This is a genomic window from Pseudoalteromonas sp. S3178 (assembly GCF_005886985.1).
GTDB lineage: Bacteria > Pseudomonadota > Gammaproteobacteria > Enterobacterales > Alteromonadaceae > Pseudoalteromonas > Pseudoalteromonas carrageenovora.
Map to the genome: position 1 here is coordinate 1 of NZ_PNCW01000472.1, position 271 is coordinate 271.

General features: G+C 35.1%; 1 protein-coding gene. It reads left to right on the plus strand.

What is annotated here, in order from left to right:
* Positions 1-15: 15 nt before the first annotated feature.
* Positions 16-271, plus strand: a 256-nt coding sequence (locus CWC11_RS21800; RefSeq protein ID WP_138684246.1) for a heavy-metal-associated domain-containing protein, incomplete at its 3' end; no start/stop codon positions are given.

Genomic DNA, 271 nt, shown 5'->3' on the forward strand with positions numbered 1-271 from the left:
GTTAATTAATAAACTATGACACATACATATTCCGTCACCGGTATGACCTGTACCGGTTGCCAGGCTAAAGTGCAAGGCCTTTTATCAAAAGTACAAGGGGTAAAAAATGTAACTATTGATTTGCCAAAAGGAGAAGCTACTATTGACATGGATAAACATATTTCGACTCAGCAATTCAAGGAAGCTTTAAAAGAGTATCCGAAATATCAATTCTCTGAAGCAAATCATCTGCATCAAAATGCAATATCAGCTTTATCTGAAAAAGAAACAA